The following is a 10069-nucleotide window of genomic DNA, read 5'->3' as shown; positions in this document are numbered from 1 at the left end:
GGAGGCGGATTCGGCGGCGGTGGCGGGCGCAGCGGCGGCGGCGGGGCATCGGGGCGCTGGTAGCACCCGTGTCAGGTGTCAGACACTCATGGCACTACCTGAAGGGTGGAGAGCACCTTGCGGTGTACTGCCGGGTGTCCGGCTCCGGAGGTGCCGGACACCGTTGTGTGCCACGACGGTCTTGGTTGGACGGTGTCTGGCACCCTGGCGGGAGCCAGACACCCGGTAGCGCCGGCGAAAACTCGCCGCGGCGGCTTCAGGTAGCGCTATGGGTATCTGGCATCGGAATCAATCCAGCGTTCCGGCCACCAGCACACCCTGCTTGAACACCGCCACGTGGTGCTGCGTGTCGGCCGCGCGGCTGATGTCTTCGGTGGGATCACCGCGCACCAGCAGCAAATCGGCCGCCGCGCCGTCGGCCACGATGCCGCTATCGGCCAGCCCCATCAGATCATGCGCGCGCGAAGTACCGGCCACCAGCGCATCGATGGGCGTCATGCCGAACTCCACCATGAAGGCCAGTTCTTCCGCGTTGCGGCCGTGGCGGTTGAAGGGAGTGCCGGCGTCGGTGCCCATGGCGATGCGCCCGCCGGCGCGGTAGTACATCTGGAAAGATTCGCGGTGGCGCTGTTCCACCGCGCGGGCCTTGTCCACCACGTACTCGGGGATGCCGTTGTCGGCGTTGGAAAGAATATTGCGCAGCGCCGCGATGGTGGGCACCAGGTAGGTCTGGCTTTCCAGCATTTCCCGCAGGCATTGTTCGTCCATGAAAATGCCGTGCTCGATCGAATCGATGCCCGCGCGCACGGCGTTCAGGATGCCTTCGGTGCCCTGCGCATGGCTGGCCGTGCTTTTGCTGAAGCGCTTGGCCTCGTGTACGCCCACGCGCATTTCGTCGAAGCTGTAATGCGCGTCCATGGGATTGACGCCCGGGGTCATCACTCCGCCGGTGGCCATGATTTTCACCAGGTCGCAGCCGGCATGCACTTGCTCGCGCACGGCCTTCACCACTTCGTCGCAGCCGTCGGCCACGCGGCCCAGGCGGTTGCCGTGCCCGCCCGTCATACAGATCATGCGGCCGGCCGCCTTGATGGTGGGGCCGGCGAACACGCCGCGCGCGATGGCATCGCGCACGCCGAATTCCAGATAATCCTTGCCGCCGCAGTCCCGCACGGCGGTGACGCCGCCGCGCAGGGCGGCCTGGGCGTTTTCCAGCGCCGTCAGCGTAATCTGTGCCGGGCCTTGTCGGTTCATCTGCGCGTGCGGGTCGGCGCTGCCCGTGTACACCAGGTGCACGTGGCAATCGGCCAGGCCGGGCATCAGCGTCATGCCGCGGGTGTCGATACGCTGGCCGGCATAGCCCTCGAACTGGGCGACGGGCGCCACCTTGGCAATACGCCCGCTTTCCACCAGCACGGCGTGCCGGGCCAATTGCTGGCCGCGGCCGTCAAAGACCGCGCCGCCGGTGAACAGCAGGGGTTCCGGTTTGTTCATGCTTCCACCTCCAATCCTTCGCGGGACATGACCTGCAGGCGCGGCATCAGGCCCAGCAGGTGCTGGGTGTATGCGTGCTGCGGGGCCGTGAACAGGGTTTCGGTATCTGCCACTTCCAGCAACTGGCCGTATCGCATCACGCCCACGCGGTCGCACATCTGCCGGATGACCGGCAGGTCGTGGCTGATGAACAGCATGGTCAGGCCCAGCTGTTCCTGCAGGTCTTTCAACAGGTTCAGAATCTGCGCCTGGATCGAGACGTCCAGCGCCGACGTGGGTTCGTCGCAGATCAGGAAGCGCGGCCTCGTGGCCAGGGCGCGCGCGATGCAGATGCGTTGCCGCTGTCCGCCGGAGAACTCATGCGGGTAGCGGCGCGCCGCGGCGGCGCCCAGGCCGACGATGTCCAGCAGGTCGGCCACCACCTGGCGCGCCTGTGTTTCGTTGTCGGCCAGTTTGTGGAAACGGATGGGCTCGGCCACGATGTCCAGCACGCGCATGCGCGGATTCAGCGAGGAAAACGGATCCTGGAACACCATCTGGATCTGGCGGCGGAACGCGTTCAGTTTTTTCTCGTCTTTCAGCTGGGTGAGGTTGGTGCCGTTGAAAACCACCGACCCGCCGCTGGGCGTATACAGGCCCGAGATCAGGCGCGCCACCGTGGACTTGCCGGACCCGGATTCGCCCACCAGGCCAAACACCTCGCCCTGGGCGATGGACAGGTTCACCTGCTTCACGGCGTCCAGCGTGCGGCGGTTGCGCGCCAGGAAGGCGTTTTTCAGGATGAAGCGCATGCTTAGGTCGTGCGCCTGCACCAGCGGGCCTTCGGCGTTCTGCCCGAAATCGCGCCGCTGCCCCAGCCAGTGCGTGCCGATGTCCAGCGCCTTGGCCGGTGTCTTTACATCTTCAATGTAAGTCACCAGCGGAAAGCGCCGCAGCTTGATGTCGGGGCGCGGCACGGCCGAGATCAGGCTGCGCGTGTAGGGGTGGTCGGGGTTGCCCAGTATCTTGGCCGTGAGCCCCTGCTCTACCAGCTTGCCGCGGTATAGCACGGCCACCCGGTCGGTCACGTCGGCAATCACGCCCATGTCGTGCGTGATGATGATCATGCCTACCTGCTTTTCCCGGCACAGCTTGCGCAGCAGTTCCAGGATCTGCGCCTGGATGGACACGTCTAGCGCGGTAGTGGGCTCGTCGGCGATGATGATTTCCGGTTCGCAGCACAGGGCCAGCGCAATGACCACGCGCTGCCGCATGCCGCCCGAGAACTGGTGCGGATACTGCTTCACGCGCAGCTCCGGCGAATCGATGCCGACTTGCCGCAGCAAGTCAGTCGCGCGCGCCTGGGCCTGCGCCTGGGTCAGGTCCAGGTGCACCAGCATGGTTTCCACCAACTGGCTTTCCACGGTCTGCAAAGGGTCCAACGAGGTCAGCGGGTCCTGGAAGATCATGCCGATGCGGCGGCCGCGCACCTTGCGCTTGTCGGCTTCGGACAGCGTGTCGATGCGTTGCCCATCCAGGTGGACTTCGCCGCCGGCCAGCCGGCCGGGAAATTCCAGCAAGCCGATCACGGCGTTGCCGATGGTGGATTTGCCGGCGCCGGATTCGCCCACCACGCCCAGGATCTCGCCGCGTTCCAATGCAAGCGATACGCCATCCACCGCCACCAGCGTGCCGCGGCGGCTGGCGAACTCAATGCGCATCTTGTCGATATCGAGCAATGCCATGGGGTTCCTTCAGCGCAGCTTGGGGTTCAGGGCGTCGCGCAGCCAGTCGCCCAGCAGGTTCACGGACAGCACCAGCGCGACCAGGGCAATGCCCGGAAAAATGGAAATCCACCACATGCCCGAGAACAGATAGCTGTTGCCGATGCGGATCAGCGTGCCCAGCGACGGCGCGGTGGGCGGCACCCCCACGCCCAGGAACGACAGCGTGGCCTCGGTAATGATGGCGATCGCCAGGTGGATGGTGGCAATCACCAGCACCGGGCCCATGACGTTGGGCAGGATATGGCGGCGCAGGATGGTCAGCGGCCCTATGCCTATCAGTTTGGCGGCCTGCACGTATTCCTTGTTGCGTTCCACCATGGTCGAGCCGCGCACCGTGCGCGCGTACTGCACCCAGCCCGATATGCCGATGGCGAAGATCAGCACATACAGCGCCAGTTGGTCGTGCAGGTGGCGCGGCAGCACGCCGCGCGCCACGCCGTCGATCAGCAGCGCGATCAGAATGGCCGGAAACGACAGCTGCACATCGGCAATGCGCATGATGATGCTGTCGACGCGGCCGCCCACGTAGCCGCTGACCAGGCCCAGCGACACGCCCAGCACCATCGAGAACACCACCGATGCAAAGCCCACGAACAAGGACACGCGCGACCCGTACAGGATGGCCGACAGGATGTCGCGCCCCTGGTCGTCGGTGCCCAGCAGAAAATCGGCGTTGCCGTCCGCCTCCCACGCGGGCGGGGTGTTGGCGTCCATGATGTTCAGCGACGCCAGGTCGAACGGATTGTGCGGCGCCACGATAGGCGCGCACAACGCGCCCAGCACGATGGCCAGCGTGACAATCGCGGAAATGACCGCGCTGGGCGAACGCCTGAAGCTGTACCAGAGATCGCTGTCGGCCGCGCGCGCGAACAGGGGAGCTATGCGAGCAATCATCATCGTTCCTTCATTTGCTCTGCACGCGCAGGCGTGGGTCCACGACTACGTACAGCATGTCGACGATCAGGTTGATCACGACGAAGAAAAAGGCGATCAGCACCAGGTAGGCCGCCATCACCGGGATATCCACCATGCTGATGGCCTGGATGAACAGCAGCCCCATGCCGGGCCACTGGAACACGGTCTCGGTGATGATGGCGAAGGCAATGATGGAACCCAGCTGCAGGCCGGTAATGGTAATGACCGGCACCATGGTGTTCTTCAAGGCATGGCGGAAGTTGATCAACCGCTCCGGCAGGCCGCGCGCGCGGGCGAACTTGATGAAGTCGGAACGCAGCACCTCCAGCATTTCGGCGCGCACCAGGCGCATGATCAGCGTCATCTGGAACAGCGCCAGCGTGATGGCGGGCAGTATCAGCGCGGCCAGTCCGGACGGCGTGAGCAGGCCGGTGGTCCAGCCGCCGATGGCAATGACCTCGCCGCGCCCGAAACTGGGCAGCCAGCGCAACTGCACGCTGAATACCAGGATGAGCAGAATCCCGATCAGGAAGGTGGGCAGCGAAATGCCTGCCAGCGACAGCGCCATGAAGGCCCGCGACAGCACGCCGTGGCGCTTCAGCGCGGTGTAGATGCCCATGGGAATGCCGAACGCCAGCGCCATCAGCGCCGACACGAAGGACAATTCCAGCGTGGCCGGCAGCCGTTCTTCGATCAGTTCGCTGACGGGCCGCCGATGCCGGTACGAAATGCCGAAATCGCCCTGCGCCGCGTCACGCACGAAACGCGCATACTGCACCACGAAGGGGTCGTTCAGTCCCAGGCGTTCGCGCAGCTCGGCGCGCTGTGCCTCGGTGGTGTCCTGCCCCACCATGCTGACGATCGGGTCGCCCACGTAGCGGAACATGGCAAATGCGATCAGCGCCACGGTCAGCATGACCAATAGCGATTGCAACAGGCGTCGCCCGATGAAACCAAGCATGAATCAGTATCCTGTTGGAAGGCCGGCCGGGGAGCTGGCTGGGCATTGTCAGGCGTCTGACACCGCAGGTGTCAGACACCATACTATTGAGACAGCTTCTGCCTGCTTAGGTGTCTGACACCTTCGGAGTCAGACACCTGTAAGCGCCAGCGCCGCCCCGTCGAGGGAAGCGCGCAGCGCTTCGGGGGTGGGCCTCGATCAAGGCATGACGACGTTGCGCAGGTCCAGCACGTCATCGGCGCGCTGCACCACATCGATGCCGTCCTTGACGCCCCAGGACATGGGCTGCTGGTGCAGCGGCAGGTAGCCGTAGTCCTTGCGCACGATGTCGAAGGCTTCCTTGATCATCGCGTTGCGCTTGGCCTGGTCGGTTTCCACGCCGATCTTGTTGGTCAGTTCATCCACCTTGGGGTTGCAGTAGCCGCCCAGGTTGAACTGGCCCGCGGCCGTCTTGCTGTCGCGGCAGGCGGCCAGATTCAGCAGCACGTTGTGCGCGTCGGTGGAACTGGGCGTCCAGCCCAGCATATACATGCTGGTCTGGTTACCCGCCTGCAGCAGGATCTTGCCGAAGTACTTCGACTTGGTCTGCGCCAGCAGGTTGATCTTGATGCCCACGCGCGCCAGCATGCCGGCCACGGCCTGGCAGACCTTCTCGTCATTGACGTAGCGGTCGTTCGGGCAGTCCAGCGTTACCGTGAATCCATCCGGGTAGCCCGCGTCGGCCAGCAGTTTCTTGGCCTTGGCCGGGTCCGGCTTGTAGGGCGTGCCGAACGAATCGTCGTAGCCGTTCACGGACGTGGCAACTAGCGAGCCCAGCGGCTTGGCCGCGCCGCGCATGATCTTCTTGTTGATGGCTTCGATGTCCACGGCCAGCACCACGGCTTCGCGCACGCGGGCATCCTTGAACGGGTTCTTGCCCTTGATGTTCGAGAACAGCAGTTCGTCGCGATGCTGGTCCATGCCGATGAACACCGCGCGCGCCTCGGGTTCGGTCAGCGGTTTCACGCCGGGCGCGTCTTCCAGGCGCTGCCAGTCTTGCACGGGCACGGGCTGCACAATATCCATTTCGCCCGAGATCAGCGCGGCCACGCGGGTGGCTTCCTGGGTAATGGGCTGGAACACCACTTCGGTGACGTTGGTCTTGATGTCCTTGTCCCAGTAGCCGTCGAAGCGCTTGAGCGTGGTTTTCACATCGGGCTGGCGGCTGACCAGCATGAAAGGCCCGGTGCCGTTCGCATGCAGGTTGGCATAGTTGCCCTGGTTGTCGCCCTTGACGTTGGTGGCCTCGGTGGTCTTGTTCTTCTCCGACCACGACTTGCTCATGATGTACAGGAAGGTCCATTCGCGCGGCAGAATGGGGTTGGGCGTGGGCGTGGTGACTTCAATGGTGTGGTCGTCGATCTTCTTGATGTCGGAAGCCTTGGCGCCATAGCCTTTCATGTCCGAGCCCGGCGTCTGGCTGCGCTTCCACGAAAAAATCACGTCGTCGGCCGTGAAGGGCGAACCGTCGTGGAACTTCACTCCTTTGCGCAGCTTGAACACCCACTTGGTGGGCTCGGTGTTTTCCCAGCTTTCGGCCAGCAGCGGGGTGAGTTTCATCTCGCCGTCGTAGCCCGCCAGGGTTTCGTAGATGTTGCCCTGGAAGCCCAGCGTGAACGTCTCGTTCAGCGCCATCGGGTCCATGGAGGTGGCGTCGCCCTGATAGGCCCAGTGCAGGGTCTTGGCATGCGCGGTGGCCGCCAGCATGGACCCGCAGATCGCGACCGCCAGCGCCGATTTCTTGATGAATGGTGTGATACGCATAGCCCTTATTGCTCCGTGTGGTGCGCGGATGGCGCGACAGAAGTGACAGGGCCCCCGCCCCTATTGTGTTCAGGCCGGGGGCAACGGCGTACTGCTTACGACAAGACGAGGTCTTGCAGTTGACGGCGAAAAGCCGCGCGTGCATGCGCGGGCGTAACGGTGGCAATCACTGCGTAGGGCTTCAGATACACGATAAACCTGACCTCGGGTGATTCTCTTTGGCGCGGAACACCGGGCCAATGTAGGTCGAATCTTATAGAGGCAATGATTTAAGCGTCAATCGTTTTGACTTGGGGTTAGTACTGGGTGGCGGGCGCGATTCGATGGGTGATGGATCAAGCTATGGCGCCGCATGGCCGGGTTATCCCGCAGCTTCACAAAGCATGAAGCCCTGTTGAGCCATTCCTTACTACCGCTCGGGCCCACCCCTGCCTATGCTGAAAAAAGGGCCGGCAGGCCCCCCGGGGCCTGCGCCACATGCCATGCCCCACAAGAACACACAACAATCAAAGGAGAGAGCAGCATGGACAGAAGGCAATTCTGTATGGCCGCCGGCCTGGCGCCGGTATTGATGGGGGCGGCGACGCGGGTGCGCGCGCAAGGCTTGAAGAAGGGCCAGCCCATTACGTTGATCGTGCCGTTTTCACCCGGCGGCAATCTGGATACCGTGGCGCGCGCGGTCGCCCCCGAACTGGGCGCGGCGCTGGGCATGTCGGTGGTGATAGAGAACAAACCCGGGGCCGGCGGTGTGATCGGCGCCAGCCTGGTGGCGCGCGCCGCGCCAGACGGCCACACGCTGCTGGTTACCACGCCCAACGCCATTACGGTGGCCCCGTTCATGGTCGACACCGGCTACACCCTGAAAAACTTCGCGGCGGTGGGCGGGCTGGGAGCCGCTTCACAAGTGGTAGAGGTAAACCCGCAAAGCCGCTTCCAGACCATGGCGCAATTGCTGGAACACGCGCGCAGCGAGGACGGCGCGGTCACTATCGGGCATTCCGGGCTGGGCACCACCAACCATATTGCGCTGCTGAAGCTCGAAGAAGCCGCTGGCTGCCGCTTTACCGCCGTGCCTTTCAAGGGCTCGGCGCCGGCCATTACCGCGCTGCTGGGCAGGCAAATAGACGCCATCATCGACCAGGTGACCAGTTCATACGCGAATATCCAGGCGGGCAAGCTGCGCGGCCTGGCCGTCCTGTCGGCCGAGCACGACCGTTTCCTGCCCAAGGTTCCCACCCTGGCGGAAGCGGGGGTGACAGGCTTCACGTCCATGACGCAGTCCGGGCTGGTGGCGCCGGCCGGTACGCCCGCCGATACCATCCAGCAACTGAACACGGCGCTGAACCAGGCATTGAAGGCCGGCGCCGTGCTCGACCGCCTGCATAACTCGGGCAGCGTTGCACTGGCGATTACGCCGCGGCAATGGCAGCAAGTGCTGGCCGCCGAACTCGACACCGCCCGCGCCCTGCACGACCAGGGCAAACTTGCCGCCGACTGAGGACCCGCCATGACCAGACCCTGCCTGCCCGCGCGCGCGGGACATCAAGCGCTGGCCTTCACGCCGCCGCCGGGAAGCTGCGATGCCCATGCCCATGTGTTCGGCCCCTATGAACGCTTTGCGCTGGCCGGCGAGCGCAGCTATACGCCGGCGCCCTATCCCGCCGAAGCCTTTATCGCCCATCTGGATCAACTGGGCATGGACCGGGGCGTGCTGGTCACGGGCAGCGCTTCCGGGACCGCCAATGACGTGGTGCTGGATGCGCTGGCGCGCTACCCCCGGCGCCTGCGCGGTGTGATCGTGCCGCGTTCCGACCTGAGCGACGCCGAACTGGACCGCTATACCGATGCCGGGGTACGCGGCGTGCGCGCCAATCTGTATCGGCTGGACGGCAAGGCCGTGTACCGCAACGGCGTGGGGCTGGAAGTGCTGCAGGCGCTGGCGCCGCGCCTGGCCGCGCGCGGCTGGCATGCGCAGATATGGGTACATGCGCCCGACCTGCCCGACCTGATGCCGGCGCTCAAGGCCCTGGGCGTGCCGCTGGTCATCGACCACATGGGGCGCATGAGCACGCAGCGCGGCGTGGATGACCCGGGCTTTCGCTTCCTGTGCCGGCAATTGGCCGAAGGCGCGCTATGGACAAAAATTTCCGGCGCCGACCGCAATACCGCTGGCGGGCCACCCTATCAGGATGTCGACCCGTTTGCCCAGGCTATTCTGCAGGCCAACAGCGAACAGGTAGTGTGGGGCACCGACTGGCCGCACATCAACTATTACGAAGCCGCCCGCATGCCGGACGACGGTGTGCTGTGCAACCTGCTGGCCCGCTGGATGCCGGCCGAGACCCGGCGGCGTGTACTGGTGGACAACCCGGCCCGCCTGTATGGTTTTACCGGATCGGGCCAGGCTTCTTGAAGCCTGGCCGGGGCTTCAGGCGCCAGGCTTGTCCGGCGCCGGCGATGTCTCGGCGCCGCTGCGTGCATCGTCTTGCGCCAGCGTCGCGGCCAATTTGGCCACCACGCGCTTGCGGCGTTCGTCGTCTTCGTGGCCCTTGCCCAGGGCCGACCATTCCGGCCGGCTGCGCGCTTCTTTCAGGGCCTCGGGCAGGCGGCCCGAACGCCAGGCCTGGTCGGCCGGCCGTTCCAGGCGTACCGGGTCGCGCGCGGCATGGCCGCGGCGTTCCAGCGCGTGGATCAACTGACGTTGCCGCAAGGCCAGCAGCCGCAGTACCGCGTCGTCGACCGTGATTTCGCGATAACCCCGCAGCTTGCCCAGGATGCGCCCGCCGAAGCGTTCCATGCCCTGCCACAGCCCACCAGCCGCGGCGCCGATCAACATGCCCGTGCCCAGGCTCAGGCCGGCGCTGAACAGATCCACCGCCGCGCCGGCCATGGCGCCCGCCGCCATGCCGGTACCCAGTTGGATTCCCATGTCTTTCAGGGCCTGGGGATGGAACAAATCCATGCCCCAGCGGGTGCCTTCCAGCGGCAGGTCGGATTCGGCGTAGTCGCTGCGGCGGAAGTTGTACAGCGCCAGCAGCGCGTCCACGCAGGCCTGTTCGCGGCGGCGCACCTGGTCGCGCAGGGCGGCTGCCTGGGACTGCAGGGCTTCGTCGTCGGCCGGGCTGGCCAC

Annotated in this window: 8 protein-coding genes; 2 read left to right on the top strand and 6 right to left on the bottom strand. The window is 65.2% G+C overall.

The annotated features are described in order from the left end of the window. Positions 1-288: 288 nt before the first annotated feature. The 5 genes from LPZ50_RS16270 to LPZ50_RS16250 form a co-directional block, all read right to left on the bottom strand. Entirely contained in the window at positions 289-1494 is a 1206-nt protein-coding gene (locus tag LPZ50_RS16270) for a metal-dependent hydrolase family protein (protein ID WP_230662621.1), read from the bottom strand. Then, positions 1491-3218: a dipeptide ABC transporter ATP-binding protein gene (locus tag LPZ50_RS16265; protein ID WP_230662619.1), complete on the bottom strand. Its 1728-nt coding sequence runs from the start codon at positions 3216-3218 to the stop codon at positions 1491-1493. Before LPZ50_RS16265 ends, LPZ50_RS16270 begins: the two co-directional genes overlap by 4 nt. A 9-nt stretch (positions 3219-3227) precedes the next feature. Continuing rightward, on the bottom strand, positions 3228-4154 hold the full coding sequence (locus tag LPZ50_RS16260; protein WP_230662623.1) for an ABC transporter permease: 927 nt from the start codon (positions 4152-4154) through the stop codon (positions 3228-3230). 10 nt (positions 4155-4164) lie between these two features. Further along, the gene (locus LPZ50_RS16255; RefSeq protein ID WP_230662617.1) at positions 4165-5136 is read right to left on the bottom strand and encodes an ABC transporter permease; all 972 of its coding nucleotides are present in this window, start codon (positions 5134-5136) and stop codon (positions 4165-4167) included. 198 nt (positions 5137-5334) lie between these two features. Then, the gene (locus LPZ50_RS16250) at positions 5335-6939 is read right to left on the bottom strand and encodes an ABC transporter substrate-binding protein (RefSeq protein WP_230662615.1); all 1605 of its coding nucleotides are present in this window, start codon (positions 6937-6939) and stop codon (positions 5335-5337) included. 523 nt (positions 6940-7462) lie between these two features. On the opposite strand from LPZ50_RS16250, the gene LPZ50_RS16245 reads away from it, so the two are divergent. Beyond that, a complete protein-coding gene (locus tag LPZ50_RS16245; RefSeq protein ID WP_230662613.1) occupies positions 7463-8437 on the top strand; it encodes a tripartite tricarboxylate transporter substrate binding protein in 975 nt (324 codons plus the stop codon). Positions 8438-8446: 9 nt separating this feature from the next. After that, the gene (locus tag LPZ50_RS16240) at positions 8447-9352 is read left to right on the top strand and encodes an amidohydrolase family protein (RefSeq protein ID WP_230662611.1); all 906 of its coding nucleotides are present in this window, start codon (positions 8447-8449) and stop codon (positions 9350-9352) included. Positions 9353-9367: 15 nt separating this feature from the next. Here the strand turns inward: LPZ50_RS16240 and LPZ50_RS16235 are convergent. After that, the coding region (locus tag LPZ50_RS16235) for a DUF3482 domain-containing protein (RefSeq protein ID WP_230662607.1) at positions 9368-10069 on the bottom strand (702 nt) is incomplete at its 5' end.

The sequence above is a fragment of the Bordetella petrii genome (genome assembly GCF_020991325.1).
In the GTDB taxonomy this organism is placed as follows: Bacteria; Pseudomonadota; Gammaproteobacteria; order Burkholderiales; family Burkholderiaceae_B; genus Bordetella_A; species Bordetella_A petrii_E.
The sequence above is the reverse complement of the archived record's forward strand: the minus strand, read 5'-3'. Positions and strand labels throughout refer to the sequence as shown.

What these genes read in the sequence shown, in the direction of transcription:
- LPZ50_RS16270 (WP_230662621.1), bottom strand. Translation starts at nt 1,494, where the DNA reads ATGAACAAACCGGAACCCCTGCTGTTCACCGGCGGCGCGGTCTTTGAC.
- LPZ50_RS16265 (WP_230662619.1), bottom strand. Translation starts at nt 3,218, where the DNA reads ATGGCATTGCTCGATATCGACAAGATGCGCATTGAGTTCGCCAGCCGC.
- LPZ50_RS16260 (WP_230662623.1), bottom strand. Translation starts at nt 4,154, where the DNA reads ATGATTGCTCGCATAGCTCCCCTGTTCGCGCGCGCGGCCGACAGCGAT.
- LPZ50_RS16255 (WP_230662617.1), bottom strand. Translation starts at nt 5,136, where the DNA reads ATGCTTGGTTTCATCGGGCGACGCCTGTTGCAATCGCTATTGGTCATG.
- LPZ50_RS16250 (WP_230662615.1), bottom strand. Translation starts at nt 6,939, where the DNA reads ATGCGTATCACACCATTCATCAAGAAATCGGCGCTGGCGGTCGCGATC.
- LPZ50_RS16245 (WP_230662613.1), top strand. Translation starts at nt 7,463, where the DNA reads ATGGACAGAAGGCAATTCTGTATGGCCGCCGGCCTGGCGCCGGTATTG.
- LPZ50_RS16240 (WP_230662611.1), top strand. Translation starts at nt 8,447, where the DNA reads ATGACCAGACCCTGCCTGCCCGCGCGCGCGGGACATCAAGCGCTGGCC.